Annotated in this window: 23 protein-coding genes and 1 tRNA gene; 14 read left to right on the plus strand and 10 right to left on the minus strand. The window is 67.4% G+C overall.

The genetic code is table 11. From position 1 onward, the window contains the following. Nucleotides 1-4 precede the first annotated feature (4 nt). The 5 genes from ACFJGT_RS26215 (at nucleotide 5) to ACFJGT_RS26235 (ending at nucleotide 4,866) form a co-directional block, all read left to right on the plus strand. Complete coding sequence (locus ACFJGT_RS26215) at nucleotides 5-1,009, plus strand: branched-chain amino acid ABC transporter permease (RefSeq protein WP_377844483.1); 1,005 nt, start codon at nucleotides 5-7, stop codon at nucleotides 1,007-1,009. Beyond that, nucleotides 1,006-2,295 carry an ArgE/DapE family deacylase gene (locus ACFJGT_RS26220; RefSeq protein ID WP_377844485.1) on the plus strand — a complete coding sequence of 430 codons (1,290 nt, stop codon included), beginning with the start codon at nucleotides 1,006-1,008 and terminating at the stop codon, nucleotides 2,293-2,295. Before ACFJGT_RS26215 ends, ACFJGT_RS26220 begins: the two co-directional genes overlap by 4 nt. Nucleotide 2,296: 1 nt before the next feature. Next, on the plus strand, nucleotides 2,297-3,274 hold the full coding sequence (locus ACFJGT_RS26225; protein ID WP_377844487.1) for a 3-hydroxyacyl-CoA dehydrogenase: 978 nt from the start codon (nucleotides 2,297-2,299) through the stop codon (nucleotides 3,272-3,274). Nucleotides 3,275-3,352: 78 nt separating this feature from the next. After that, nucleotides 3,353-4,252, plus strand: coding sequence for a 3-keto-5-aminohexanoate cleavage protein (locus ACFJGT_RS26230; protein ID WP_377844489.1), 900 nt, complete (start codon nucleotides 3,353-3,355; stop codon nucleotides 4,250-4,252). Next, entirely contained in the window at nucleotides 4,249-4,866 is a 618-nt protein-coding gene (locus ACFJGT_RS26235; protein WP_377844491.1) for a gamma carbonic anhydrase family protein, read from the plus strand. Before ACFJGT_RS26230 ends, ACFJGT_RS26235 begins: the two co-directional genes overlap by 4 nt. A gap of 128 nt (nucleotides 4,867-4,994) precedes the next feature. Here ACFJGT_RS26235 and ACFJGT_RS26240 read toward each other — a convergent pair. After that, nucleotides 4,995-5,084, minus strand: a tRNA-Ser gene (locus ACFJGT_RS26240). 169 nt (nucleotides 5,085-5,253) lie between these two features. Here ACFJGT_RS26240 and ACFJGT_RS26245 point away from each other — a divergent pair. From ACFJGT_RS26245 to ACFJGT_RS26265, 5 genes are all read left to right on the plus strand, one after another. Next, the gene (locus ACFJGT_RS26245; RefSeq protein ID WP_377844493.1) at nucleotides 5,254-5,592 is read left to right on the plus strand and encodes a hypothetical protein; all 339 of its coding nucleotides are present in this window, start codon (nucleotides 5,254-5,256) and stop codon (nucleotides 5,590-5,592) included. An 83-nt stretch (nucleotides 5,593-5,675) separates the two neighbouring features. After that, nucleotides 5,676-6,332 (plus strand): peptide-methionine (S)-S-oxide reductase MsrA, encoded by a 657-nt coding sequence (gene msrA / locus ACFJGT_RS26250; protein ID WP_377844495.1) that lies wholly within the window; start codon nucleotides 5,676-5,678, stop codon nucleotides 6,330-6,332. A 117-nt stretch (nucleotides 6,333-6,449) separates the two neighbouring features. After that, entirely contained in the window at nucleotides 6,450-7,988 is a 1,539-nt protein-coding gene (locus ACFJGT_RS26255; RefSeq protein ID WP_377844497.1) for a YifB family Mg chelatase-like AAA ATPase, read from the plus strand. Nucleotides 7,989-8,082: 94 nt separating this feature from the next. Further along, nucleotides 8,083-10,176 (plus strand): ATP-binding protein, encoded by a 2,094-nt coding sequence (locus ACFJGT_RS26260; RefSeq protein WP_377844499.1) that lies wholly within the window; start codon nucleotides 8,083-8,085, stop codon nucleotides 10,174-10,176. 96 nt (nucleotides 10,177-10,272) lie between these two features. Beyond that, nucleotides 10,273-11,229 (plus strand): GNAT family N-acetyltransferase, encoded by a 957-nt coding sequence (locus ACFJGT_RS26265; protein WP_377844501.1) that lies wholly within the window; start codon nucleotides 10,273-10,275, stop codon nucleotides 11,227-11,229. Between the two features lie 6 nt (nucleotides 11,230-11,235). Here ACFJGT_RS26265 and ACFJGT_RS26270 read toward each other — a convergent pair whose 3' ends face one another. From ACFJGT_RS26270 to ACFJGT_RS26280, 3 genes are read right to left on the minus strand one after another with little or no spacing between them, the layout of a single operon-like run. Then, nucleotides 11,236-12,102, minus strand: coding sequence for an SDR family oxidoreductase (locus ACFJGT_RS26270; RefSeq protein WP_377844503.1), 867 nt, complete (start codon nucleotides 12,100-12,102; stop codon nucleotides 11,236-11,238). After that, nucleotides 12,099-13,238 carry a tRNA epoxyqueuosine(34) reductase QueG gene (queG, locus tag ACFJGT_RS26275; protein WP_377844506.1) on the minus strand — a complete coding sequence of 380 codons (1,140 nt, stop codon included), beginning with the start codon at nucleotides 13,236-13,238 and terminating at the stop codon, nucleotides 12,099-12,101. Before queG ends, ACFJGT_RS26270 begins: the two co-directional genes overlap by 4 nt. Continuing rightward, nucleotides 13,235-13,927: a glutathione S-transferase family protein gene (locus ACFJGT_RS26280; protein WP_377844509.1), complete on the minus strand. Its 693-nt coding sequence runs from the start codon at nucleotides 13,925-13,927 to the stop codon at nucleotides 13,235-13,237. The genes queG and ACFJGT_RS26280 overlap by 4 nt, the downstream gene beginning before the upstream one ends. Before the next feature lie 257 nt (nucleotides 13,928-14,184). Between ACFJGT_RS26280 and ACFJGT_RS26285 the strand changes: the two genes are divergently transcribed. Further along, nucleotides 14,185-14,982, plus strand: coding sequence for an undecaprenyl-diphosphate phosphatase (locus ACFJGT_RS26285; protein WP_377844511.1), 798 nt, complete (start codon nucleotides 14,185-14,187; stop codon nucleotides 14,980-14,982). Between the two features lie 10 nt (nucleotides 14,983-14,992). Here the strand turns inward: ACFJGT_RS26285 and ACFJGT_RS26290 are convergent, their stop codons facing one another. Together ACFJGT_RS26290 and ACFJGT_RS26295 are read right to left on the minus strand one after the other, a co-directional pair. Then, entirely contained in the window at nucleotides 14,993-16,723 is a 1,731-nt protein-coding gene (locus ACFJGT_RS26290; RefSeq protein ID WP_377844513.1) for an MFS transporter, read from the minus strand. A 79-nt stretch (nucleotides 16,724-16,802) separates the two neighbouring features. After that, the gene (locus tag ACFJGT_RS26295) at nucleotides 16,803-17,711 is read right to left on the minus strand and encodes a sulfite oxidase heme-binding subunit YedZ (RefSeq protein ID WP_377844516.1); all 909 of its coding nucleotides are present in this window, start codon (nucleotides 17,709-17,711) and stop codon (nucleotides 16,803-16,805) included. 98 nt (nucleotides 17,712-17,809) lie between these two features. On the opposite strand from ACFJGT_RS26295, the gene ACFJGT_RS26300 reads away from it, so the two are divergent. Further along, nucleotides 17,810-18,424 carry an HAD family hydrolase gene (locus ACFJGT_RS26300; protein WP_377844518.1) on the plus strand — a complete coding sequence of 205 codons (615 nt, stop codon included), beginning with the start codon at nucleotides 17,810-17,812 and terminating at the stop codon, nucleotides 18,422-18,424. 31 nt (nucleotides 18,425-18,455) lie between these two features. Here the strand turns inward: ACFJGT_RS26300 and ACFJGT_RS26305 are convergent, their stop codons facing one another. Both ACFJGT_RS26305 and ACFJGT_RS26310 read right to left on the minus strand, forming a co-directional pair. Beyond that, complete coding sequence (locus ACFJGT_RS26305; RefSeq protein ID WP_377844520.1) at nucleotides 18,456-19,583, minus strand: saccharopine dehydrogenase C-terminal domain-containing protein; 1,128 nt, start codon at nucleotides 19,581-19,583, stop codon at nucleotides 18,456-18,458. Between the two features lie 178 nt (nucleotides 19,584-19,761). Next, entirely contained in the window at nucleotides 19,762-20,205 is a 444-nt protein-coding gene (locus tag ACFJGT_RS26310; RefSeq protein WP_377844522.1) for an Lrp/AsnC family transcriptional regulator, read from the minus strand. Between the two features lie 232 nt (nucleotides 20,206-20,437). Between ACFJGT_RS26310 and ACFJGT_RS26315 the strand changes: the two genes are divergently transcribed. Continuing rightward, complete coding sequence (locus tag ACFJGT_RS26315; RefSeq protein ID WP_377844525.1) at nucleotides 20,438-20,920, plus strand: hypothetical protein; 483 nt, start codon at nucleotides 20,438-20,440, stop codon at nucleotides 20,918-20,920. A 59-nt stretch (nucleotides 20,921-20,979) separates the two neighbouring features. On the opposite strand, the gene ACFJGT_RS26320 is transcribed toward ACFJGT_RS26315, so the two are convergent. After that, complete coding sequence (locus ACFJGT_RS26320; protein WP_377844528.1) at nucleotides 20,980-21,657, minus strand: hypothetical protein; 678 nt, start codon at nucleotides 21,655-21,657, stop codon at nucleotides 20,980-20,982. Between the two features lie 370 nt (nucleotides 21,658-22,027). Beyond that, nucleotides 22,028-23,869, minus strand: a complete 1,842-nt coding sequence (ilvD, locus tag ACFJGT_RS26325; protein ID WP_377844530.1) for a dihydroxy-acid dehydratase — start codon at nucleotides 23,867-23,869, stop codon at nucleotides 22,028-22,030. 199 nt (nucleotides 23,870-24,068) lie between these two features. On the opposite strand from ilvD, the gene ACFJGT_RS26330 reads away from it, so the two are divergent. Then, nucleotides 24,069-24,935: a LysR substrate-binding domain-containing protein gene (locus tag ACFJGT_RS26330; protein ID WP_377844532.1), complete on the plus strand. Its 867-nt coding sequence runs from the start codon at nucleotides 24,069-24,071 to the stop codon at nucleotides 24,933-24,935. The last annotated feature ends 201 nt before the right edge of the window (nucleotides 24,936-25,136 follow it).

Below are 25,136 nucleotides of genomic sequence, written 5' to 3' on the forward strand. Positions count from 1 at the left end.
CCCGATGCGTGTCCCGAACTGGCCCGTCTTCCTGATCGCGATGCTGGCGATCGCCCTGCTGCCGCTGATCTTCCGCAACGGCTATGCGCTGCACATCATGATCCTGGCGCTGATCTACGCGGTCTTCGCGCAGGCCTGGAATCTCGTGACCGGCTTCGGCGGCATGAAGACCTTCGGCCACCACGTCTTCTTCGGCATGGGCGCCTATGGCTCGGCGCTGCTCTCCATGCATGCCGGGCTCAGCCCCTGGATCACGATCTGGATCGCGGCGCTCCTGACCAGCGTCGCCGGCGTGCTGATCGCCCTGCCGGTGCTCAGGATCAGGTCGGTGCCGCATATCGCGATCATTACGCTGGCCTTCGCCGAGATCGTCCGGATCATCGTCTCCAACCTGCGCGGCATCACCCGTGGCGAGCTCGGCCTGATCGGCATCCCCGGCTTCGATCCGCTCAACCTGCCGGGCATCGGCCTCGTCAGGTTCACGCCGGCCTACAAGCTCGGCTATTTCTACTTGGCCTGGCTGGTCTTCGCCGTCGTGACCGCGGGTATCCTCGCCGCCCGCAACTCGGCCCATGGCATGCGCGTGATCGCGATGCGCGACGGTCAGGACGCCGCCGAGAGCCTCGGCGTCAACATCGCCGCCTACAAGATCGCCCTGTTCTTCATCAGCGCCTTCATCGTCGGCCTGATCGGTGCGTTCTACGCCCATTACATCATCGTGCTGACGCCTTCCTCCGTGCTCGGCGTCGACATCATGGTGCTGGTGATCGCGATGGCCCTCGTCGGCGGCATCGGCACGGTCACCGGGCCGATCCTCGGCGCTGCTCTTCTGGTCATCTCGGTCGAGCTGATGCGCGACCTCGGGCAGTACCGGATGCTCGTCTATGGCGGCCTGATCGTGCTGTCGGTGCTCTATTTTCCCAATGGCCTGGCTTCGCTGGCGGACCGTGTCCGGCAATGGCGCCGCGCCCCCAATCCCATCCTTCAAGAGCAGGACAACCGGTCATGAACGCGGACATACGGACGGCCATTCTCGCTGCGGTCGACGCGGGTTTCGACGAGCAGGTCAAGGTCGCGCAGCGCCTCGTCGCCGCGCCCTCCTTCTGCTGCCGCGAGGCGCCGGCGCAGGAGGTCATGGCCGCCGAGCTCGGCGCGCGGGGCTACGACGTGGACAGATGGACCTTCGCCGCTTCCGATCTGGAAGACATGCCCGGTTACGGTCCGGCCGTGCTCGACTACGACCAGACCTTCAACGTCGTCGGCACCCTGAACGCCGGCAGCGATCGTGGCCGGTCGCTGATCCTCAACGGCCATGTCGACGTCGTCCCGACCGGCGATCCCGAGGACTGGACCACGCCGCCCTTCGAACCCCGCATCGCGAACGGCAAGCTCTATGGCCGTGGCAGCGGCGACATGAAGGCCGGCCTGCTCGCCGGTCTGTTTGGAGTCGAGGCCATCCGCAAGGCCGGTTTCGATCCGCTCGGGCGCATCCATGTCCAGTCGGTGGTCGACGAGGAATCCTCGGGCAACGGCACGCTCGCCTGCGTCGCCAGAGGCTACACCGCCGATGCCGCCCTCGTGCTGGAGCCGACTGCGGAGGATCTGATCACCACGCAGATCGGCATCGTCTGGTTCCATGTCCGTCTGCGCGGCACGCCGGCGCACGCCTCCGGCTTCCAGGGCCGGACGCCGAACGTCATCGAAAAGGCTTTCACCGTGATGGAAGCGCTGCGGAAGGTCGAAGACCGCTGCAATGCACCGGAGAACCGTCATCCGGCCTATGCCGACCATCCGCATCCGATCCGGCTCAATATCGGCCAGATCGAAGGCGGCAACTGGCCGTCGAGCGCGCCGGGCTTCTGCACCTTCTCAGGCCGGCTCGCGGCCTATCCCGATCAGGACCCCGCCGAGGTGATGGCGGCGCTGACGGAAGCCGTCGAGACCGCGACGGCTTCCGATCCGTTCCTCAAGGCCAATCCCCCGCAGATCAGCTTCCGCGGCAACCGCTTTCCCGGCTTCCTGGCACGAGGGATCGAGACCGTCAGGCCGGCCCTGGAGAGCGCCCATCAGCAGGCCTTCGGCCGGCCGCTGCGCGAGACCGTCATCGCCTTCGGCTCGGATGCCCGCGTGCTCGGCCTGAATGCCGGCATCCCCTCGCTGGTCTACGGGCCGATCTCGGAAAACCTGCACGGCATCGACGAATGCGTCGATCTGGAAAGCCTGCGCCGGGTCACGAAAACCGTTGCGCTCTTCGTCGCCGACTGGTGCGGCATCGAATCGCGAAAGGGCCGCTGACATGGCCAGCACCTCAACCGATCATCCTCCCGTCGCCGTGGTGGGGGCGGGGCTCATCGGCGTCGCCTGGGCGATCTGCTTCGCGCGGGCCGGCCACCCCGTGCATCTCAACGACCGCAACGACGAGATTCTGGCCGCCGCCCTTGAGGTCGTCGCGGCCGCGCTCGACGACATGGCCGAATTCGACTTGCTTGCGGGCCGCTCTCCGAAAGAGGTCCTGGCCCATATCCGGCCGCGCGTCGATCTCGCGGATGCCCTGGCGGGCGTGGTGCATGTCCAGGAATGCGCGCCGGAGACGATTCCCGACAAATCCGCCATCTTCGAGCGCATGGGCGAATTGACCGGTCCCGAGACCGTGCTGGCCAGCTCGACCTCGGCCTTCGTGCCGTCGCTGTTCACCCGCGGCGTGCGCCACCGCGAACGCTGCCTCGTCGCACATCCGATCAACCCGCCCTACCTCGTCCCGCTGGTGCAGCTCGTGCCGGCGCCCTGGACCGACCCGGCCGTCGTCGCGCGGACGGAAAGGCTGATGGTCGCGGCCGGCCAGTCGCCGATCGTGCTGAAGCGCGAGGCGGACGGGTTCGTGGTCAACCGCCTGCAGGGTGCGCTCATCCACGAGGCGCTGCGCATCGTCGACGAGGGCGTCGCCGGCCCCGGCGAGATCGATCTGGCAATCGCCAAGGGGCTGGGCCTGCGCTGGTCCTTCATGGGCCCGTTCGAGACCATGGAGCTCAACGCGCCGGCCGGCATCCGCGACTATGTCGAGCGCTATGGCGGGCTCTATCGCCGCATCATCGGCGTGGAAGATGCCGAGCCGCTCTGGACGGGTCGTGCCCTCGACGTGATCGAGGCCGATCGCACGGCCCGGCTCGACCGCGACAGGATCGGCGAACGCCAGCGCTGGCGCGACCGGCGGTTGATGGACCTCGTCGCCAGCCTCAGGGCGGCCGAGAAGCGCACGCGGTGGTCGCCCGCCTGAACCCGGATTCCTTCGCTTTTCGTCCGCTATCGGCCTCGAAGAGGTGTCGAGCGCGGCCTGCCCAGACAGAGAGCCAAGATGGATACCTCCCGCAAGATCATCCTGACCTGCGCCGTCACCGGCGGCGCGCCGTTCAACCGGAAGCATCCGGCCATGCCGGTGACGCCCGCTGAGATCGCCGCAGCCGCTCTCGAGGCTGCGGCCGCCGGCGCCAGCATCACCCATATCCATGTGCGCAATCCGCAGACCGGCGAGGGCAGCCGCGACCCGGCCCTGTTCAAGGAGGTGGTCGACCGCATCCGTTCGACGGGGACGGATATCGTCCTCAACCTGTCCTGCGGCATGGGCGCGGTCTTTCTGCCCGATCCGGAGAACGAAGGCCGGGCGCTGCCCGAAAGCGACGTCGCATCGGCGGCGGACCGGATGCTGCATCTGCAGGACAACCTGCCGGAGCTCGCCTCGCTCGACATCACCACGGGCAACCAGATCGAGGGCCAGACCGAGTTCGTCTATCTCAACACCACGCGGACCTTGCGGGTGATGGCGAAGCGCTTCGCCGCGCTCGGGATCAAGCCGGAGCTGGAGGTGTTCTCGGCCGGCGATATCGAATTCGGCAAGCAACTGATCGCGGAAGGCCTGATCGAAGGCGCGCCGCTGTTCCAGATGGTCACCGGCGTCAAATGGGGCGCGCCGAGCAATCCCGAAACGATCCTCTATCAGCGCGGCCTTCTGCCGCCGGGAGCGGTCTGGGCCGCCTTCGGCATTGGGCGTGACCAGATGCCCATCGTGGCGCAGGCCGCCTTGATGGGCGGCAATGTCCGTGTCGGCCTGGAGGACAATCTCTATCTGTCGCGCGGCGTGTTCGCGACCAACGGACAGCTGGTGGAGAAGGCGCGCAGCATCCTCGAGAACATGGGCTATGCGATCGCCACGCCGGCCGAAACCCGCGAGATTCTCGGGCTGAGGCGGCGCGCATGAACGCCGCAGGGCGATACGGGCTGATCGCGCCGCTCGATGGCATCGCACCGAAGCTTCATGGTTCGAGCTTCGTTGCGCCCGGCGCGGTGGTGATCGGCCGCGTCTCGATCGGCGTCGAAAGCTCGATCTGGTACGGCGCGGTTCTGCGCGGCGACGAGGAGGAGATCCGGATCGGCGACCGCAGCAACATCCAGGACGGCGCGGTGATCCACACCACCTGCGGGCAGGGGCCGGCCATCATCGGGTCGGATGTCACCGTCGGGCACCGTGCCGTGCTGCACGGCTGTCGGATCGGCGATGGCGCGATGATCGGGATCGGCGCAATCGTGCTGGACGGTGCCGTCATCGAGCCGGGCGCGATCGTCGCCGCCGGCGCCGTCGTGGCGCCGGGCAAGGTGGTTGCGTCGGGGGCGCTATGGGCCGGCTGCCCCGCGCGCAAAATGCGCGCGATCAAGCCCGCGGAGCTCGCCTTCCTGCGCGGCAACCCGGCCCATTATGCCGGGCAGGCGGCCCGTCACAGGGCACTGCTCGACGAGCATTCCAGAGGCCCCTCGACGGGCAGGCTCCCCGACATGGCTGGAGGGCAGATCCGGGGGGCAGGCCCTGGCGCGTGATCGGCGGACAGAGCCTCGATCCGGCGAATATGAGGAGCCGGAGGCCGTCAACGCCGCCCCAGGCGCAACGAAAAGGCCGCCGGAACAATGGGTTCGGCGGCATCAGCGATGTCGTGGGGAAATCAGTATGGCGGACAGGGCGGGATTCGAACCCGCGATACGGTTTCCCGTATACACACTTTCCAGGCGTGCGCCTTCAACCACTCGGCCACCTGTCCGGCGCGCTGCTTATGACTGCCAGCCCGCCATCTTTCAAGGGCCGAGATGCAGTGTTTTGCACAATCCCGCTAAATCACCAGCAATCGGTTGCGATCTGCGGCTGGCGAGGCCACATCTGGTCGCCGGAGCGGCTGCGCCGGACGGGAGGTTCGCCGCGCAGCCGGTGGATTGCGGCGGGAGCAGGCGGTGCGGTTTCTTCTTCGGTTGATCGGTTACCTGTCCGTCGCCGCGGGGTTCGTTGCGCTCGTGATCGATGGCGCGCGGTCCATCGCGAATGCGGGACTGCGCTTCACCCCGGTCAGTGAGGTGCTGATCGCCGTCATCCAGGAGCGTTATCAACTGATCCAGCCGGCGATCGAGCGCAATCTCCATCCCTGGCTCTGGGACCCGCTGCTGCTGAGCCTGATGCGCGCTCCGGCGGCCGCTGCTGCGCTCCTGCTTGGCTTCGCGTTGCTCTGGCTGGGGCGGCGCCCGGACGAGGTTATCGGCATCGTCACGCGTCGGTGATGGCACGCCCGCGTTTCCGCCCCTGTCCGAACCGGACCTGGATGCTTACATTGCCGTCGAGCTCGAACGAAACGGAGCCAGAGATGTTCTCCCTGCGCAAGAAGACCGAGATTCCGACCGCCGCCGAGGCTCTGCCCGGCCGCGCCGCGGCGATGCCGACCGCCGAGACCCATTTCGTCAATGGCCGTCCCCTGGCCGGCCCCTATCCCGCGGGAACCCGCAAGGCCGTCTTCGGCCTCGGCTGCTTCTGGGGCGCGGAACGCAAGTTCTGGCAGAGCGGCGAGGGCATCTGGGTGACCGCCGTGGGCTATGCCGGCGGCTCGACGCCCAATCCGACCTACGAAGAGGTCTGCAGCGGCCTGACCGGCCATACCGAAATCGTCCTGGTCGTCTTCGATCCCGCGAAGATGTCCTATGAGGACCTGCTGAAGATCTTCTGGGAGAACCACGACCCGACCCAGGGCATGCGGCAGGGCGGCGATATCGGCACGCAGTACCGTTCGGCGATCTACACCTATGACGCCGAGCAGCAGGCTGCCGCCGAGCGTTCGCGGGAGGAGTATGGCAAGGCATTGGCCGCCGGCGGCTACGGCCCGATCACGACCGAGATCCGGGAGGCGCCGACGCTCTATTTCGCCGAGGACTACCATCAGCAGTATCTGGCGAAGAACCCGGCCGGCTATTGCGGCCTCGGCGGCACCGGCGTCGCCTGCCAGATCGGCCTCGGCGTCGAGGCCTGACGACAAAAGGGGAGGCATCGCCTCCCCTTCTTTTTGATCTGTTGAGTTCCCTGTATGTTCTTGCGTTGCCGCCGAAGCTTCGCTAGCCTTCCCGAGGGGCAGGGGAGCGGGGCCGAGATGGTGGCGCGGGTCGCGACGGTAGCGTTCGAGGGCATCGAGGCGCGCGCCGTCGACGTGCAGGTCCAGATCGCGCCGGGCGGCGTCGCCTTCGTGCTGGTTGGCCTCCCCGACAAGGCCGTCGCCGAAAGCCGCGAGCGGGTCCGCGCCGCGCTCATCGCTTCGGGGCTCGCGCTCCCGGCCAAGCGCGTCACGGTCAATCTCGCCCCGGCCGACCTGCCCAAGGAAGGCAGCCATTACGATCTCCCGATCGCGCTCGCCGTGATGGCCGCGATCGGCGCGATCCCCGCCGATGCTCTGTCCGGCTACGCGGTCCTCGGCGAGTTGGCGCTCGACGGTTCGATCACGCCCGTGGCGGGTGTCCTGCCTGCGGCCATCGCTGCCTATGCGAAAGGCCAGGGGCTGATCTGCCCGGCCGCCTCCGGTCCGGAAGCAGCCTGGGCGGCTGCGGATATCGATATCCTGGCGCCGCGCTCGCTGATCCAGCTCGCCAATCATTTCAAGGGCACGCAGGTCATGGCCCGGCCAGAGCCGGCGGTGGCGCGTCAGGCCGGCCCCTTGCCCGATCTCGCCGACGTCAAGGGCCAGGAAAGTGCAAGGCGCGTTCTGGAGATCGCGGCGGCGGGCGGGCACAATCTCCTGATGAACGGCCCGCCCGGCGCCGGCAAGTCGATGCTGGCGAGCCGCCTGCCCTCGATCCTGCCGCCGCTCTCGCCGCGCGAGTTGCTTGAGGTCTCTATGGTGCTCTCGGTGGCCGGAAAGCTTGCTGACGGCGCCCTGACCGATCGGCGGCCATTCCGGGCCCCGCATCATTCGGCCTCGATGGCGGCGCTGGTCGGTGGCGGCTTGCAGGCCCGGCCGGGCGAGGTCTCGCTCGCCCATCACGGCGTGCTCTTCCTCGACGAATTGCCGGAGTTCCAGCCGCAGGCGCTCGACGCCCTGCGTCAGCCGATGGAGACCGGCGATGTGCTGATTTCCCGTGCCAATCATCGCGTCGTCTATCCCGCGCGCTTCCAGCTCGTCGCGGCGATGAACCCGTGCCGCTGCGGCCGGGCGACCGAGCCAGGTTTCGCCTGCCGCCGCCAGCCGAACGAGCGCTGCATGGCGCAGTACCAGGCGCGCGTCTCCGGCCCGCTGCTCGACCGGATCGACATCGCGATCGACGTGCCCGCGGTGACGGCGGCGGACCTGATCCGCCCGGCCGCGGGCGAAAGCTCGGCAACGGTCGCCGCGCGTGTCGCCGCGGCCCGCGAAATCCAGGCATCGCGCTTCGAGAGCCTGGGCCTCGGCCACGTCATGACCAATGCCGCCTGCCCGGTGCCGGTGATCGAGGAGGTCGCGCGGCCGGATAATGCCGGCCTCGCGCTGCTGCGGGACGCGGCCGAGGCCTTGCGATTGACGGCACGCGCCTATCATCGCGTGCTGAAGGTCGCACGCACCCTCGCCGATCTCGACGGAGAAGCGAAGGTCGGCCGGCGTCATCTGGCGGAAGCGCTATCGTATCGGGCGCGCGGGGAGGATCTCGTCCAGGCTGCGTGACGGCTGCAGGGTTAACAGGTCCTCGCATCCGACCGGTCGAATTCGCGGCTTTCCCAGGCGGCTTTTTCAAGGCGATCTGCGTAGATCGAAGGGCATGGCTTCTTCGATCTGGTCATGGCTCGCCCTTGCCTTCGCGACACTGCTTCTCCCGGCGGGAGGGGCCGTGCTGTGGCTGCTGCGTCAGCGCAGCGGCCTGCGCGATCAGGTGGCTGCGCTCGTCCACGACGCCGAGGCGCTCAACGACCGGCTCTGGAATCTCGCCGATAGCGAGGAACGCTATCGCAGCCTGATCGAAGCCCAGGGCGACCTGATCGTCCGGCGCGACGGCGTGCGGATCGTCTATGCCAACCGGGCCTATGCGGCCTTGTTCGGGGCCGGGGAGCAGGACCTTGTCGGCAGCGAGATGCTGCTGCCGCAGCTCGCCAGCCGGCCTGTCGTCCTGCTTGAGGGCGGGACCCGCAGCTTCGACGAATGCCTCGCGACCTATGAGGGCGAGCGCTGGATTTCCTGGGTCGAGACCGCCGTGCCCGGCCCGGACGGGCGCACGCTGATCCAGCGCGTCGGCCGCGACATCTCGGCACGCATCGCCGGCGAGGATGCGCTGGTCGAGGCGCGGGCGCGGGCCGAAGCGGCGAACGAGGCGAAGTCGCGCTTCCTCGCGACCGTCAGCCACGAGTTCCGGACGCCGCTCAACGGCATTCTCGGGATGGCCGACCTCCTGACGGATACAGGCCCCGATGCGGAGCAGGCGACCTATGTCGCGGCCTTGCGCACCTCGGGAGAGGCCTTGCTGGCGCTGGTCGACGACATCCTCGACTTCGCCAAGGTCGAGGCCGGCAAGCTCGAGCTGTTCGAGGAGGCTTTCGATCCGGTCCAGCTCGTCGAGACGGTCGCGGAATTGATGGCGCCGCGCGCGCAGGCCAAGGGGCTCGAGCTCGCGGCCCATATCGCACCAGACCTGCCGGCGCGGCTCGTCGGCGACCGCGACCGTTTGCGCCAGATCCTGCTGAACCTCGTCGGCAATGCCGTGAAGTTCACGGAAGCGGGCGGCGTCGGCCTCAGTCTGGCCCAGGTGGATGATCGCCTCGAGATCACCGTCGCCGATACCGGGCCGGGCATCCCGGCTGACCGGCTCGACACCATCTTCGGCGAGTTCGAGCAGCTCGACCATGGCGCAGCCGCGGGGCAGGCCGGCACCGGCCTCGGCCTCGCCATCGTTCGCCGCCTCGCCCGCCTGATGGGAGGCGAGGTTCGCGCCGAAAGCAGGCTCGGCGAGGGCGCGGTATTCCGCGTCAGCTTGCCGCTTGTGGCCGCGCTCGATGTGCCGGCGGCCCGGATTCCGCATTGGCCGCAGCACCATGTCCTGCTTGTTTCGCCTGCGCCCTTCGCTGTTCGCTTCCTGGCCGAGACGATCCGGGTGACGGGAGCCTCGGTCTCCGTCGCCGGAACGGCAGAGGCGGCGCGGGCGAAGCTCGTCGGGCAGGTCCCGGTCACGGCGGTGCTGATCGATCATGCGCTCGGTGATGTGCCGGCAAAGGAGCTGGCATCGGCTGCGTCGGCTGTCGGCATTCGCGATTGCCTCATCCTGCTCTCGCCCCATGCCCGCCGGCAGTTCGGCTCGCCCCGGGCGGCCGGCTTCTCCGGTTTCCTGATCAAGCCGGTGCGGACGCGCTCGCTCTACGAACGACTGGGCAACGGGCTCCAGCCGGGGGCGTCGGCCATTGGCGGGCCCCCCGCGCTCGCCGCGACGTCCGGGCGCCAACCCGGCACCGGCCTGACGGTGCTGGTCGCGGAAGACAACGAGATCAACGCCCTGCTGGCGACGCGCACGCTGGAGCGCTTCGGCTGCACGGCGATCTGGGCGCGCGACGGGCGCGAGGCTCTGAAGCGGATCGAGGCCAGCTTTGCCGGCACGGCGCCGCCATTGGCGCTCGCTCTGCTCGATATCCGCATGCCCCTGATGACGGGGCTCGATTGCGCCCGCGCCGTCCGCGCCCTGGAAAGACGGCTCGGCCGTGCCGCCACGCTGCCGCTGGTGGCGGTCACCGCCAATGTCTCTGCCGCCGACCGGGCGGCCGCTTTCGCCGCCGGGATGGACGATTGCCTGGCGAAGCCGCTGGAGCGCGAAGCGCTGCTGCGCTGGCTGGAACGCCTGTCGCAAAGCGCGGCCGGCAGCCTGTCGGCTTGACGACCGTCATCGCTCCGACGCAGTTTCGTCGCGAAGTTGTAAGATCACCGGAGCAAGCCTACCTCATGCCGGTAGCGGCAGGAGATGAGAGAAGCGATGGCATTGCACGTTTCTGGAGGCAAGAACGCGCTGCCGAGCCGGTATTCAGCCGGCAATCCGTTCTCGCGGTTCGCCCCGTTGATATTGATGAAGGGTGGAGCCATGCGCCGGCCGGGCGCCGAGATCGATGAAACGCCACCGCTATCTGGCACTCTCGGCCGAATCGGCTCGCTTGAGGTTCGCCTTGCGCGCGGTCCGCGCGAGATCTGGCGGGCGCAGCGCCTGCGCTATCGCGTCTTCTATCAGGAAATGTCGGCTAAGCCCGACGTGATCTCGCGCATGTTCCGCCGCGATGCCGATCGCTTCGACAAGGCCTGCGACCATCTCCTCGTCATCGACCATGCGGCGCGTGGCCGCTTCGGCGGCATCAAGCCCAAGGTTGTCGGCACCTATCGCCTGATGCGCCAGAGTGCGGCAGAACGGCTCGGCGGCTTCTACACCCAGGGCGAGTTCGATCTCGGCCCGATGCTGGCGCAGCATTCAGGCCAGCGCTTCCTCGAGCTCGGCCGCTCCTGTGTGCTGAAGCCCTATCGCACCAAGCGGACGGTGGAACTGCTCTGGTCCGGCATCTGGGCCTATCTCCAGCATCACCGCATCGATGCCATGTTCGGCTGCGCTTCCTTCGACGGCGTCGAGCCCGATGCTCTGGCACTGCCGCTGAGCTTCCTGCATCACCACGCCCGCTCGGAGGGCGACTGGGCCGCGACCGCACATGCCGAGCATTTTGTCGGCATGGACCGCCTGCCGCCCGAGATGGTCGATGCCAAACTCGCGCTCAAGCAATTGCCGCCCTTGATCAAGGGTTACCTGCGGCTCGGCGCCCGCTTCGGCACCGGCGCCGTCATCGATCGCCAGTTCGGTACCACCGACGTGCTCGTCGTGCTGCCGGTCTCGGCGATCGACAAGCGCTATGCCGATTATTACGGCGGCGAAGGCCCGCGCCACGCCGCCTGAGCCGGCTTACTCGCCGGCTTCGGCCAGCGCGCGCAGCGCCTCGCGATAGGTCGGATAGCGGAAGGCATAGCCGAATTCCCGCTTCACCAGCGCGTTCGAGACGCGCTTGCTCTCGCCATAGAAGCTCGCCGCCATCGGCGAGAGTCTGGCCTGTTCGAACGGGACTTCTGGCGGCGGTTCGAGACCGGTCAGCTCCGCGGCCAAGGTGATGACATCCTGCGGCGGGGCGGGCTCGTCATCGGTGACGTTGTAGATCGCGCCCTGCCGCGGCTGCGCCAGCGAGGCCATCAAGACGCCCGCGATATCGTCGACATGGATGCGGTTGAAGACCTGCCCCGGCTTGACCAGCCGGTTCGCCGTGCCCGCGCGCAGCTTGGTGATGGCGTTGCGGCCGGGCCCATAGATGCCCGAGAGGCGGAAGATCTGCACGGACTTGCCGCTGTCGCGGCCAAGCTGCAGCCAGGCCTCCTCGATCTCGACGCGCTGGCGGGTGCGGGCATTGGTCGGGGCCGGCGGGGTGGCTTCGTCGATCCAGGTGCCGCCCTGGTCGCCATAGACGCCGATGGTCGAGAGATAGCCGATCCAGCGCAGGTTGGGGGCTGCGGCAAGCGCGGTGCTCAAGGGGCCGAGCGCGGGGTCGCCATCCTCCGCCGGCTGCACCGAGACCAGCACGGCATCGGCCTCCGCCACAGCCTTGGCGAGCGCTGACGAGACCGCGAAGCCGCCGAAGACCAGCGTCCGGATGCCCTGGCGGCTGAGTTCCGCCGCCTTCTCGGCGGAGCGTACGGTGCCCGTCACCTCCCAGCCCCGCGCCCGCGCGGCACGCGCGAAGAACCCGGCGGAATAGCCGAGGCCGAGGATCAGGATGTTCATGCGGCGTCTTCCGTCTGGGGCACGAGCGCATGCCATTCGGCGCGCACCTGCGGGTCGGTTTCGTCTCGGAGCCCTGCGCTGGCAAGGTCTCTGGCGCGTTCGGCATTGAGCCTGCCCAGCGCCCAGACCGCCATGGCACGGACGAGCGGGGAGGGGTCGGCGAGATGGGGCAGGGCGCTGTCGATCAGCTCGGGGCGGGCGCTATTGCCGATCGCGATCAGCACATTGCGCAGGAAGCGGTCGCGCCCGGTGCGCTTCACCGGCGTGCCCGCGAAGAGCACTCGGAAGGCGGGATCGTCGAGCTGGGCCAGTGCGGCGAGGTCGAGCCCGTCGAGCTCGTCCTTGAGCGCGAGCCGGGTTTCCTGCGCCGTCGCGGCGAACTTGTTCCAGGGGCAGACGGCGAGGCAATCGTCGCAGCCGAAGACGCGGTTGCCGATGCCGGGCCGGAGGCTCGCATCGATATGGCCCGCGTGTTCGATGGTGAGATAGGAGATGCAGCGGCGCGCATCGAGCTGATAGGGCGCCGGAAAGGCGTCGGTCGGGCAGATGTCGAGGCAGCGCCGGCAGGAGCCGCAATGGTCACGCTCCGCCGTGTCGGCCGGCAGTTCGGCGGTGGTGTAGATCGCCCCTAACAGCAGCCAGGAGCCGTGCTCGCGCGAGACCAGCACGGTGTGCTTGCCCTGCCAGCCGAGCCCGGCCGCCTGCGCCAGCGGCTTCTCCATGACGGGGGCGGTGTCGACGAAGACCTTGACGTCGGCGCCGCCACGCGCCGCGAGCAGGCCCGCGACGCTCTTCAGCTTGCCCTTGATGACGTCGTGATAGTCGCGCCGTCTCGCATAGAGCGAGATCGCCGCCTTGTCGGGCTGGGCGAGCATGGCGAGCGGATCGCCCTCGCCGGCATAGTTCATGCCGAGCATGACGACGGAGCGAACCTCGCTCCAGAGCTGGCGTGGATCGGCGCGCTGCGCCTGCCGTTCCGCCATCCAGCCCATCTCGCCCTGGTAGCCGTTGGCGAGCCAGGCTTCGAGCCGCTCCGGCGCCTGCGGGATCGCATCGGCGCCGGCGACGCGCATCACCGCGAAGCCCTCAGTGAGCGCGCGCTCGGCGACGGCGCGCTTCAGCTTCTCGGCCTTCAAAAATCCAGATTGTCGTAATGGGCGCTCGGAGCCATGCCCGGCACGCGGTCGCTCAGCAGCGGCCGGAAGCTCGGTCTCGACTTGATCCTCGCATACCATGCGCGAGCCGCCTCATCCTCTTCCCAGGGCACGTCGCCGAGATAGTCGACGCAGGACAGATGCGCCGCCGCCGCCAGATCGGCATAGCTCATCTGCGCCCCCGCGAGCCAGTTCCGCTTGGCCAGCAGCCAGGAGATATAGCGCAGATGATAGCGCACATTGGCGCGCGCCGCGCGGATCGTGCTCATGTCGGGCGAGCCGCCGCCATCGTCGCGGCTCATGAACCGCTTCATCACCTTTTCCAGCACGAGCGGGCCGGTGATCTCCTCATGGAACTTAATGTTGAACCAGTCGAGCAGGCGGCGCACCTCGACGCGCTCGCCCGGGCCTTCCGGCAGCAGGCGGCGATCGCCGAGCGCCAGGCCCCGCGTCTCGTCGAGATATTCCGCGATCGGCCCGGCGCCGGGGACGGCAAGCCCGTTCTGCTCCTGAAAGACAGGCGTGGTGCCCGCGGTGTTGAGCTCGATGAACTCCCGCCGGCGCTCCCAGACGCGTTCCTCGACCAGTTCGGCCTCCATGCCGAACTCGCTGAGCGCGAGGCGGATGAAACGCGAATGCGGGCATAGCGGATAATGATAAAGGGTCGCCATGGCACTCATGAAGACTGTGAAGCAGGCAAAATGCGACGGAAGCAGGGCCGCCGGGCTTGCAGCGACCCGATAGGCGACGGCGGCTTGCTATAATCATGCCGGAAAAACGCCACAACCCGCGACGACGGCGATGCCTGCAATTTGCCTCTGCTGCTTCGCAAAGTGGTAACCAATTTGCAAAGAGCTGGGCGTAAGCCGGCGACAGGCCGGCGCGGATTGAAATCCGCAAGGCCCGATTCGCGCGAGGAAAGTCTTCCATGCACAACCTGATCGAAGCCTTCATCCTCGGCATCGTCGAGGGCTTGACCGAGTTCCTACCCGTCTCCTCGACCGGGCATCTGCTCCTGCTCGGCCATTTCCTCGGCTTCGAATCCAATGGCAAGACCTTCGAGGTGCTGGTCCAGCTCGGCGCGATCCTGGCGATCACGCTGGTCTATTTCCGCCGCCTGCTCGATATCGCCCTGCGCATCCTCAGCGACCCCTCGGCGCGGCGTTTCGTCATCGGCGTGCTCATCGCCTTCCTGCCGGCGGCCGTGATCGGCGCGCTGCTGCACGGCTTCATCAAGACCGTGCTGTTCAACCCCTTCATCGTCTGCTGCACGCTGATCGCCGGCGGCCTGATCCTGCTCGTCGTCGATGAGCTGGAGCTGCAGGAGAAGCATACCGACGCGACCACCTTCCCGCTGCCGATGTATTTCAAGATCGGCCTGATCCAGTGCCTGGCGATGGTACCCGGGGTCTCGCGCTCGGGCTCGACAATCGTCGGCGCCATGCTGCTCGGCGCCAGCAAGCGCGCGGCGGCCGAGTTCTCCTTCTTCCTGGCGATGCCGACCATGGCCGGCGCCTTCGCCTACGACCTGCTCAAGAGCTACAAGTTCCTCACCTTCGACGATGGCGTCATGATCGGCGTCGGCTTCGTCGCCGCCTTCATCTCGGCACTGATCGTGGTGCGCAGCTTCCTCGATTTCGTCTCGAAGCGCGGCTTCGCGCCCTTCGCCTGGTGGCGGATCATCGTCGGCATGGTCGGCCTCGCCGGCCTCTGGATCGTCGGCTGAGGCCGACTTCCTACGCGGGCCGCGTGGGGTCGTTGAGCGAGTCCGCCAGCGTCGGCGTCCGGCTCGCCGCGAATTGCGGCAGCGAGGCCGTCTGCCGCTCGATCATGCGATGGACCACCGGCGGGTTCGGGCCGCTATGCAGCGCGCGGACCTGCTCGCCGATCTCGGCATCCGCCTGGGTGACGCGCTGGTTCTGTCGGACATATTCGACCCAGGTCGGGCTGTCGTAGCGCTCGATCCAGAGCGTCGGGTCGGTCAGGTCGCGCAGCAGGGTCCAGTGCCGGGCGCCGTCGCGGCGCCGGATGCGCCGGCGCTCCGCCATCACGGTCAGGAAGGCGACGACGTCCTCGGGCTTGATGATGTATTCGATGGTGACGATGACCGGGCCCGAGCGCGGCTCGATATCGACCGCGACCTTCGGCTCGCGCCAGCGGCTGAGCGGGTCGAGATTGAGCTCTTCCAGCGGCGGCAGGCGGTAGCGCAGTCCGAGCGCGGCGCCGACCAGTAAGACAGCCGCCGACATCAGCAGCGCCTTCTCGACGCCGAAATGCTGTGCCGAGCGGCCCCAGGCCCAGCTGCCCATCGCCATGCCGCCGAAGGTCGCCATCTGGTACATCGCCAGCGCCCGGCCGACGACCCAGCGCGGCGCCGAGAGCTGCACCGTCGCGTTGAAGGTCGAGAGCGCCAGCACCCAGCAGGCGCCGCAGACGCATAGGCCCGCCATCGCCAGCCAGATCGTCTTGCTGAAGGCGATCAGGGTGACGCCGCAGGCATAGGCGATGAAGGTCGAGCGCACGAGCGCCTCCGTGCTCATCGCCCGGCGCAGGCGCGCGCTCATGAAGGCGCCGGCGACGGCGCCCGCGCCGAAGGCGCCGAGCAGCACGCCATAGGTCAGCGGGCCGCCGCGCACGAGGTCGCGCGCGATCAGCGGCAAGAGCGCCAGCCCCACGATGGCGCCGAAGCCATAGACGAAGGCGCGCAGCGTGACCGTGCGGATGTTCGGGGACATCGCGACATAGCGGATGCCCGCGCCCATCGCGATGAACAGCGTCTCGCGCGGCAGGAGCCGCTCGACCTTGGGCGGCGACCAGCGCGCCAGCACGATCAGCAGGGGGATATAGCTGAAGGCGTTGATGATGAAGGCGGCGACCGCGCCGGCCGCCGCGACGATCGCGCCGCCGATCGCGGGGCCGACGCTGCGGGCGATGTTGAAGGCGACGCTGTTCAGCGTCACCGCCGCCGGCACGTCGCGGCGCGGAACCATGTCGCCGACCGAGGATTGCCAGGCCGGGTTGTTCAGCGCCGTGCCGCAGCCGATCAGGAAGGTGAAGGTCAGCAGCAGCCAGGGCGTGATCAGGCCGAACCAGGCACTGACCGCAAGCCCGATCGAAACCAGCAGCATGAAGACCTGGGCTGTCAGCAGGATCTTGCGCCGGTCGTAATTGTCGGCGATGGCGCCGGCCGCCAGCGAGAACAGCATCACCGGCAGTGTCGTCGAGGCCTGGACCAGCGCCACCAGCTCGGCCGAAGGCGAGATCGAGGCCATCATCCAGGAGGCGCCGACCGCCTGGACGAGGCCGCCGAAATTCGAGACCAGGCTGGCGAACCAGACGGCGCGGAAGATCGGCTGCTGCAGCGGAACGAAGGGCGAAACCCGGGCCTGGGTAGGCTTGATGCCCTCCGAGGCGAGCTCGGCTTCTACGACATCGGCCGTGGGCTGGGCGTGCTGGTCGTCAGGCATGTCATAGGGTTAGAGCATGAGTGCTGGAGGGGGAAACCCTTTCCATCTGGAAGATGTCGAAACTTGGAAAGTTTTTCTCTCACGCGGCCCGCGCGGCAGCGGTCTCGCGCGCCTGCCGTGGCGGACGGGCCTTGCGGGCGCGCAGGCCGTGACTGAGCGCCACTGCCAGACCGGCGAGCACGACCCAATGCGCCGGCCGGATCGAGGCGTAATCCTGATAGGTCAGGATGTCGGCATTGGCCTGGAAGACCAGCCAGGCCGAGACGCCCGAGGTCGCCGCATACCAGCCGGCTTCGAGGCCGGCGGTGAGCAGTCCAGCAAGAAGCGCCAGGCCCGCGAGCACGGGCACGGATACCGGCAGCTTCCAGCGATAGAGCCCGCGATAGAGCATCAGCAGCAGGAGCAGCCCGCTCATCAGCACCGGCTCGGTAACGTCGATCTTCGATTGCAGCGCGAAATGCAGCAGCGCCAGCATCGCGATCGGATAGACGAGATTGTGCAGGCGCTGCCAGTTCTTGCCGAGCCGGCGGATCATGCCGTCGGTCGAGGTCACGCCCTGCGCGACGAGGCCGATCAGCGCGACGAAGCCGATCGTCAGGTAGAAGCGCTTGACGATCTCGGAGACGATCAGCCCCCAGTCGAAGGCCATGTCGATGCAGTAGAGTGCGAGATGGCCGAGCGCATAGGCCATCACGCCGAGGCCGAGCATGCGGCGGATGCCGATCAGCTTGCCCCAGTCGAACAGCCTGCGGAACGGCGAGACCGCCAGCGTGGCGATGAGGATACGCACCGTCCAGGTGCCGGTCTGGTGGATCGCCTGCGTCCAGGGCTTGGAGCCGAGCTGGTGCATCCAGGCGGCGTAGAGCAGCATGAGCGCCGGCACGAGCAGCAGCGCGAAGGCCAGCCCACGCAGGGTCGAGAACCGGCCCTGCCGGTCGGTCCAGGGCAGCCAGGTGCGGAAGCCGGTATTGGTGGGGCGGGTGCTCATCACCCCGGCATAAACGATGGGGTCGGCCGCTGTCCTGCACGTCTGGACACAAGCGTGTGAATGGGTTGTCCTGCCGGCCCTTTCAACCGGGTTTGGTCATGGCTTCCAGCTCACCCACCGTCGTCTTCGATGTCGGCAACGTCCTGCTGCGCTGGGATGCGCGGCTGATCTATCGCTCGTTGATCCCCGAGCCCGAGCGGCTCGACTGGTTCATGCAGAACATCTGCACCGGCGACTGGAATCTGGAGCAGGATCGCGGCCGGAGCTGGGAGGAGGGCGTGGCCCTGCTGGTCAAGCAGCATCCGGAATGGGAGCGCGAGATCCGCGCCTTCGACGAAAGCTGGCATGACAGCGTGCCTCATACCATCGCCGACAGCGTCGCGGTGCTGGAGGAGCTGAAACGGCAGGGCGAGAAGGTCTACGCCATCACCAATTTCTCGCGCGAGAAATGGGCCGAGTGCCTGATCCGCTTCCCGTTCCTGCAGAGCTTCGACGGCGTCGTCGTCTCCGCCCATGAGCGGATGCTGAAGCCGGAGCGCGCGATCTACGAGGTGCTGTTCGATCGCTACGGCCTGAAGGCCGGTGACTGCATCTTCGTCGACGACAGCGAGAAGAATATCGTGGGGGCCCGCGCCGCCGGCATGCGGGCCGTCCATTTCGTCGAGCCCATCGACCTGCGCGCCGAATTGCGCGGCCTGGGCGTCAGGCTCTGACCAGCAGAGCCTGACTGGAGAGCGCGAGCGTTCAGGCCGCGCTCTTGATCGCGACGGTCGGCACGAGGCCAGCGGCGTCGATGCCGCGGGCTTCGCCGACCAGCCGGGCGCCGGCCTTGGTCGCGAGGAAATCGGCGAGGACGGCGTCTTCCTGGCGCACGAAGCCCTTGGCCGGCAGCTTGCCGGCGAGGAAGAGCTCGACCATCGCGACGCAACCGGCGGCGGTGGTGAGCTGGATCGCGCCGAGCTCGTCATTGCCGTCATAACGCAGCACGACGCTCTCCTCCTCGAGACGGCCGTTCCGCTCGCCGACGCCGGTGACGAAAATCACGACCACGTCCTTGCGGGTGAAGGGCGCGGAATGCGTCAGGATGCGGCGCAGCGTCTCGCGGTCGTCGGCGAGGTCGAGGTCGCGCAGCAGGAGCTTCATGATTTCGGCATGGCCGGGATAGCGCAACGTCTTGTAGCTCATGTTGCGCACCTTGCCGGCGAGCGTCTCGGTCAGGGTGCCCAAACCGCCCGAGGTGTTGAAGGCCTCGTAGGCGACGCCGTCGATCATGACGCTCTCGATGCCCTCAAGCGCCGGCACCAGGGTCGGCTGGCCGTCGAAGACGATCTCGCAGGGGTTGCAGTATTCGTTGATCAGGCCGTCGACCGACCAGGTCACGTTGTAGCGCAGCGCATTGGTCGGATAGAGCGGGAGAGCGCCGACGCGCATCTTGATGGCGCGGACGTTCTCGAAGCGCGCCGCCATGTCGGCGCCGAGGATGCAGATGAAGCCGGGCGCCAGGCCGCATTGCGGGACGAGCGCCACATCGGAGGTCTTGCCGAGCTCCTTGATATAGGCGGTGGTGGCGACGTCCTCGGTCAGGTCGAAGTAATGGGTCTTGGTCTCGGCCGCGACCTTGGCGATGCCCTTGTTCAGGAAATAGGGGCAGGCGCTGACGACGATGTCGCGGTCTTTCAGGAACGTGCGCAGCGCATCGAGATTGGAAGCGTCGACGGTCTCGGTGGCGAAACGGCGGCCAGCGGCATGCTTGAGCTGCGCTGCGGAAGCGTCGGCCAGCGTTACCTGATGGCCCTGCTCGGCCAGCATCCCGGCGATGATGACGCCGATCTGGCCGGCGCCGAGCACGGCAATGCGCTTGTGGATGGTCATGTCGCGATCTCCTGGTGGGTGTCGGGTCGGCCAGGAGCCTCCCCCTCGATGCGGAGCATCGCCGCAAGCCGCGCAGGCTTTAACAGGCGGATCGCCAGGGGAGGGTGTTATGATGCATCAATTCGACGGGATATGATGAAGAGTGATGAGGAACGGCGAGGGCTGCTGTGGCCTCGCCTCAGCGTTCGAACTTGCGGGCCAGAATCACCGAGGAGATGGTCCGGCGTACGCCTTCCATTTCGGCAATCCAGTCGATGATCGTGTCGAGGTCGCTGGAGGTCTCGCACTCGATCTTGACGCTGAGGTCGAAATGCCCGCTCAGCGTGTGGCACTGGACGATTTCAGGCCGTTTCTTCAGCGCGGCGACGACGCCGCCCTGCTGCTTCATCTCCAGCTCGATCATGATCAGCGCCGCGATCGTGGTCGCCGGCCGGCTCGCCTTGCCGAGGATCGTGGTGTAGCCGGCGATCACGCCGTCGCGTTCGAGCCGGCTCAGCCGTCCCTGCGCCGTTGCGCGGGAGACGCCGAGCTGTTTGGCGATCTCGGACAGCGGCAAGCGGGCATTTTCGGTGAGAATGCGGATGAGCTCGCGGTCCTTCGCGGCGTCTGACGGCCGTGCCATGTCATCTCCAGGGGATCAGAGGGCCGTCATATAGCAGGGAAATGGCGCTGTCCGGCAAGGGGCGGGTTACGGCGCGATTGGAGTGCGTTTTCGTGGCTGCAAGCGCGCATTCGCCCGAAAAGGAACATCTTGTCGTCCGAAGCATTGTCGGCGCGCCGAGGGGACTTGCTTCGGGGCGCAAATCGGAGTGGCATGCCGACCGGCGGCAGCACGCTTTGCCATGGAGAACGCCATGTTCAGGACTCTCATTCTCGCATCCGCATCGGCCTTCGCGCTCGTCTCCTTCTCCGTGGCGCCCGCCTCGGCGCTGACGATGAAGGAGTGTAGCGTCAAGTATCAGGACGCCAAGAAGGCCAATACGCTGAAGGGCCAGAAGTGGAACGACTTCCGCAAGGCCCAGTGCGGCGACGACGACGCTGCCGACGACGAGGCCGCGGCTGCCATGCCGGCCGAGCCGGCGAAGCCTGCCGCTTCGGCGACGGCCACCGCTCCCGCTGCCAAGCCTGCCGCGATGCCGGCCGGCAAGGCCAAGGCCGCCGTCTTCCCGAGGACGGTCTCGCAGAAATATTCGAGCGAGACAGCCGGCAAGGCGCGTCTCAAGACCTGCGTCGACCAGTACAATGCCAACAAGGCCGCCAATGCCAATGGCGATCTCAAGTGGATCGAAAAGGGCGGCGGCTACTGGAGCCAGTGCAACACCAAGCTGAAGAGCTGATCTTCGGCCACTGGGCTGTTCTCGGAACGCCGCGCCGCAAGGCGCGGCGTTTCGCGGTTCTAAAGTGACTGCGAGGGGCGCGTCCCTGAATCGGTCGGCCTGCTTGGCGCCGGAGCGTCCTGCCGCTGCCCTTTGCCGATCATCTCGCCGCGGGTGCGGATGACATGGGCGGTCACCACCTCCTGGACCCGTTTCTCTGCTGCATCGCGCACGGCGTTGCGATTGGCCGGCCGGCCCTCCTCGGTCTCGATCAGTTCGATCGTGGCATTGGTCAGCGCATCGACATCGCCCTTGCAGAACAGCATCGCGGCCTTGGCGACGACCTCGGCCTTTTCATCCGTGAGCAGCATCGGCGCGCCCTCGCGGCCGATGCAGGCCAGCATCTTGCTGCGGATCAGGTCTCGCGTCTTTTCCAGAAGCGCCTTCTTCTCGGCTCGGGCCGCACGTTCCTGCTCGGTCGGCTGGGGCGTCTGCGCCTGGGCGGGCGCGCCGGGCGTGACGGGCCCGCGCACATTGGCGCTCTGCTTCACGCATTCGACCAGCGCCGGCAGCATCTCGCCGGTCGAGGTCAGCGCGAAGGTATAGCGCGCGTCATTGGCGACCAGTTCGAGATAGCGCCCCTGCCGGAAGGCATTGATCAAGGCCGACTGTGCCGGCATGGCGATGGTGACGAGCGTCGGCGACTTGATATTGGCGGTGACATCGATGGTCGAGCTGCGGTCGAAGACGAGCTGCAATTTGAGAAGTCTCGCCGGTCCTGAGCTTCCATTCCGGCTTCGAGAAGCCGAGCAGCCAGGAGAATTGCGCGGTGACCGAGGTCAGCATCGTGACGCCGCTCTTGTAGCGGGCGCTGACGGCGCAATGCGAGAAGCCTCCGGTCTGGTCGTTGGTGAAGGTTCCGCCGGACCAGTTGCCGACGACGATCTTGCCGAACGGGCCGGCGGCAGCGGCCGGCAACGACAGAAGGCAGCTCAGGGCGACGATCGCGGCCCGCATCAAGTTTCCTCCGTTGTTACCCCCACCCAAGGCTAAAGCAGGATGGCGGCCGGGGGGAACCCGCTTTTTTGTCAGGCCGCCCGGCCACAACGACCGGGCGGCCTGTAATCATCAATCGACGACGCGCACGGCGCCCTTGGCGGCGCTCGTCGTCGTCGCGGCATAGGCCTTCAGTGCGGTCGTGACCTTGCGCTTGCGCGGCGCGGCCGGCTTCCAGGCATCCTTGCCCTTGGCCTCCATCGCGGCGCGGCGGCGCGCCAGCTCCTCGTCGGACACCTGCAGCGCGATGCTGCGGTTGGGGATGTCGATCGCGATGATGTCGCCGCTCTCGACCAGGCCGATCGCACCGCCTTCGGCCGCTTCCGGCGAGACATGGCCGATCGAAAGGCCGGACGAGCCGCCCGAGAAGCGCCCGTCCGTGATCAGCGCGCAGGCTTTGCCGAGGCCCTTCGACTTCAGATAGCTCGTCGGATAGAGCATCTCCTGCATGCCCGGCCCGCCGCGCGGCCCCTCATAGCGGATCAGCACGATATCGCCTTCCTTGACCTTGCGGTTGAGGATGCCCTCGACTGCCGCATCCTGGCTCTCGAAGATCACGGCCGGGCCGGAAAACTTGAGGATCGAGGTGTCGACGCCCGCCGTCTTCACGATGCAGCCGTCGAGCGCGATATTGCCGAACAGCACGGCCAAGCCGCCATCCTTGGAATAGGCATGCTCGGCGCTGCGGATCACGCCGGTCTCGCGGTCGGCGTCGAGCTCGGCGAAGCGCCGGTCCTGGCTGAAGGCGGTCTGGGTCGGCACGCCACCGGGTGCAGCGCTATAGAAGGAGCGCACCGCCTCGCTCTGGGTCTGGGTGATGTCCCAGCGCGCCAGCGCATCCGCCATCGTCGCGCTATGCACGGTCGGCAGCGAGGTGTCGATCAGTCCGGCGCGGTCGAGTTCGCCGAGGATCGCCATGATGCCGCCGGCGCGGTGGACGTCTTCCATATGCACGTCGGCGACAGCCGGGGCGACCTTGCACAGCACCGGCACGCGCCGCGACAGCCGGTCGATATCAGCCATGGTGAAGTCGATTTCGGCCTCATGCGCCGCTGCCAGAAGGTGCAGCACGGTATTGGTCGAGCCGCCCATGGCGATGTCGAGCGTCATCGCGTTCTCGAAGGCCTTGAACGAGCCGACATTCCGCGGCAGCACGCTCTCGTCGTCCTGCTCGTAATAGCGGCGGGCGAGATCGACGATCAGGTGGCCGGCCTCGACGAAGAGGCGCTTGCGGTCGGCATGGGTGGCGAGCGTCGAGCCGTTGCCGGGCAGCGCGAGTCCCAGCGCCTCGGTCAGGCAGTTCATCGAATTCGCCGTGAACATGCCCGAGCAGGAGCCGCAGGTCGGGCAGGCCGAGCGCTCGATCACGTCGACCTGCTCGTCGGTATATTTGTCGTCGGCAGCGGCGATCATCGCGTCGACGAGGTCGACCTTCTTCAGCACGCCCTCGGCGATGTACTTGCCGGCCTCCATCGGTCCGCCCGAGACGAACACGGTCGGGATGTTCAGGCGCATCGAGGCCATCAGCATGCCGGGCGTGATCTTGTCGCAATTGGAGATGCAGACCATCCCGTCGGCGCAATGCGCGTTAACCATATACTCGACGCTGTCGGCGATCAGCTCGCGCGAGGGCAGGCTGTAGAGCATGCCGTCATGGCCCATGGCGATGCCGTCATCGACCGCGATCGTGTTGAACTCCTTGGCGACGCCGCCGGCCTTCTCGATCTCGCGCGCCACGAGCTGGCCGAGATCCTGGAGATGGACATGGCCCGGCACGAACTGGGTGAAGGAGTTCACCACCGCGATGATCGGCTTGCCGAAATCGCTGTCCTTCATGCCGGTGGCGCGCCACAGGCCGCGGGCGCCGGCCATGTTGCGGCCATGGGTGGAGGTGGCGGATCTCAGCCTGGGCATCTCATGCGTCTCCGGTCTCGGGCTCCTGATGTCCCGTTGGGCGACACGCTATCGCCCGCACGCCCTGCGGCAAAATTGAATTCTTCGATTTCCATGATCGGCGCCGCGCATGGCGGCTCCCGGTCCGGCCTAGAGGACAGACCGGTTACGAATTGCCATAACGGCTCTCGTCCGAGGGCGTGGGGGGAGGATAAGCACCATGCTGCGCAATATCGACGTGGACCTGCTGCGCAGCTTCGTCACGATCGCGGAGCTCAGGAGCTTCACGCGCGCCGCCGCTGCCTTGTTCCGCAGCCAGTCGACGGTCAGCACCCAGATCCGCCGCCTCGAGGAGCTCGCCGGCCAGACCCTGCTGCAGCGCTCGCCCCACGAAGTCCTCCTCACGCGCGCGGGTGAACAGTTCCTGGGCTATGCCCGCCGCATCGTCGCGCTGCATGACGAGGCGCTCGACGTCATCAATGCGCAGAGCGTCAGCGGCCGGGTCCGGCTCGCGGTGATGGACGATTACGCCACCATCGTCCTGCCGGAGACGCTGGCGCGCTTCGCCCGCTCGCACCCGGATGTCGAGCTGGAGGTCACGACCGGTTTCACCCGCGATCTCCTGAACAGCCTTGGCGAGGAGTTCGACCTCGTGCTCGCCACCCAGAAGGCCGGGGACGGGCGCGGTGATGTCCTGCGCAAGGAGCAGACGGCCTGGGCCTGCTCCGACCGCATCGTCTTCACTGTGGAGGAGCCCTTGCAGCTCGCGCTGTTGAAGGCGCCCAACATGTTTCGCGAATGGGCGCTCGAAGCGCTGAACGAGGCCGGCCTGCGCTGGCGCATTCTGTTCTCGTCGTCGAGCATCGGTGCCGTCGAGGCGATGGCGGCGTCCGGCGTGGCGCTGACCGTGGTCAAGGCGGGCACGGCCCGTCCCGGTCTTCAATTGCTGGGAGCGGAGCACGGCCTGCCGGCTCTGCCAGCCTCCGAGATCGCGCTGCATCTGGCGCCGGGCCGGGCTTCGGCGGCCGTCGCGGCGCTGAGCACCTTCCTGGCGGACGCCCTGAGCGACGCCGTTTCTCCGCCCTGAGGCCGTATCCAGTAGGGCCTTTCCAACGGGCCTGGAGCAGGCTGTTTGGCGGGGGCGGGCAAAAGGCCCCGGAAATCGGTCCGGCAGCAGCCCATTCGAGGCTCCAGCATTATCCTTTCGTCTTAAGTCGCTGGATTTATTGCAGAACTCATTTTTGTCGAAAAACTTTCAAAAAGCGCGTTGACAGGAGAAAGGGGTCCC

Origin of the sequence: Allobosea sp. UC22_33 (genome assembly GCF_042700715.1) — a bacterium.
In the GTDB taxonomy this organism is placed as follows: Bacteria; Pseudomonadota; Alphaproteobacteria; order Rhizobiales; family Beijerinckiaceae; genus Allobosea.

What these genes read in the sequence shown, in the direction of transcription:
- ACFJGT_RS26215 (WP_377844483.1), top strand. Translation starts at nt 5, where the DNA reads ATGCGTGTCCCGAACTGGCCCGTCTTCCTGATCGCGATGCTGGCGATC.
- ACFJGT_RS26220 (WP_377844485.1), top strand. Translation starts at nt 1,006, where the DNA reads ATGAACGCGGACATACGGACGGCCATTCTCGCTGCGGTCGACGCGGGT.
- ACFJGT_RS26225 (WP_377844487.1), top strand. Translation starts at nt 2,297, where the DNA reads ATGGCCAGCACCTCAACCGATCATCCTCCCGTCGCCGTGGTGGGGGCG.
- ACFJGT_RS26230 (WP_377844489.1), top strand. Translation starts at nt 3,353, where the DNA reads ATGGATACCTCCCGCAAGATCATCCTGACCTGCGCCGTCACCGGCGGC.
- ACFJGT_RS26235 (WP_377844491.1), top strand. Translation starts at nt 4,249, where the DNA reads ATGAACGCCGCAGGGCGATACGGGCTGATCGCGCCGCTCGATGGCATC.
- msrA (WP_377844495.1), top strand. Translation starts at nt 5,676, where the DNA reads ATGTTCTCCCTGCGCAAGAAGACCGAGATTCCGACCGCCGCCGAGGCT.
- ACFJGT_RS26255 (WP_377844497.1), top strand. Translation starts at nt 6,450, where the DNA reads ATGGTGGCGCGGGTCGCGACGGTAGCGTTCGAGGGCATCGAGGCGCGC.
- ACFJGT_RS26260 (WP_377844499.1), top strand. Translation starts at nt 8,083, where the DNA reads ATGGCTTCTTCGATCTGGTCATGGCTCGCCCTTGCCTTCGCGACACTG.
- ACFJGT_RS26265 (WP_377844501.1), top strand. Translation starts at nt 10,273, where the DNA reads ATGGCATTGCACGTTTCTGGAGGCAAGAACGCGCTGCCGAGCCGGTAT.
- ACFJGT_RS26270 (WP_377844503.1), bottom strand. Translation starts at nt 12,102, where the DNA reads ATGAACATCCTGATCCTCGGCCTCGGCTATTCCGCCGGGTTCTTCGCG.
- ACFJGT_RS26280 (WP_377844509.1), bottom strand. Translation starts at nt 13,927, where the DNA reads ATGGCGACCCTTTATCATTATCCGCTATGCCCGCATTCGCGTTTCATC.
- ACFJGT_RS26285 (WP_377844511.1), top strand. Translation starts at nt 14,185, where the DNA reads ATGCACAACCTGATCGAAGCCTTCATCCTCGGCATCGTCGAGGGCTTG.
- ACFJGT_RS26290 (WP_377844513.1), bottom strand. Translation starts at nt 16,723, where the DNA reads ATGCCTGACGACCAGCACGCCCAGCCCACGGCCGATGTCGTAGAAGCC.
- ACFJGT_RS26295 (WP_377844516.1), bottom strand. Translation starts at nt 17,711, where the DNA reads ATGAGCACCCGCCCCACCAATACCGGCTTCCGCACCTGGCTGCCCTGG.
- ACFJGT_RS26300 (WP_377844518.1), top strand. Translation starts at nt 17,810, where the DNA reads ATGGCTTCCAGCTCACCCACCGTCGTCTTCGATGTCGGCAACGTCCTG.
- ACFJGT_RS26305 (WP_377844520.1), bottom strand. Translation starts at nt 19,583, where the DNA reads ATGACCATCCACAAGCGCATTGCCGTGCTCGGCGCCGGCCAGATCGGC.
- ACFJGT_RS26310 (WP_377844522.1), bottom strand. Translation starts at nt 20,205, where the DNA reads ATGGCACGGCCGTCAGACGCCGCGAAGGACCGCGAGCTCATCCGCATT.
- ACFJGT_RS26315 (WP_377844525.1), top strand. Translation starts at nt 20,438, where the DNA reads ATGTTCAGGACTCTCATTCTCGCATCCGCATCGGCCTTCGCGCTCGTC.
- ilvD (WP_377844530.1), bottom strand. Translation starts at nt 23,869, where the DNA reads ATGCCCAGGCTGAGATCCGCCACCTCCACCCATGGCCGCAACATGGCC.
- ACFJGT_RS26330 (WP_377844532.1), top strand. Translation starts at nt 24,069, where the DNA reads ATGCTGCGCAATATCGACGTGGACCTGCTGCGCAGCTTCGTCACGATC.